Genomic DNA, 223 nt, shown 5'->3' with positions numbered 1-223 from the left:
CGTACCCGAAGAAGCCACTGGTGCCGCTGGCCGAGACGGTCCACGAGCGGTACGCCGTGGAGATCTTCCGCGGGTGCACCCGGGGCTGCCGGTTCTGCCAGGCCGGCATGACCACCCGCCCGGTCCGGGAGCGCTCGATCACCACGGTCGGCCAGATGGTGAAGGAAGGGCTGGAATACTCCGGCTTCTCCGAGGTGGGCCTGCTGTCGCTCTCCTCAGCCGA

The 223-nt window shown here is 69.1% G+C and carries 1 pseudogene; it reads left to right on the top strand.

The window, feature by feature from the left end:
• A pseudogene (locus ACXN5W_RS30505) lies at window positions 1–223 on the top strand (TIGR03960 family B12-binding radical SAM protein); the annotation flags it as partial.

Source organism: Plantactinospora sp. A48 (assembly GCF_055793945.1).
The sequence above is the reverse complement of the archived record's forward strand: the minus strand, read 5'-3'. Positions and strand labels throughout refer to the sequence as shown.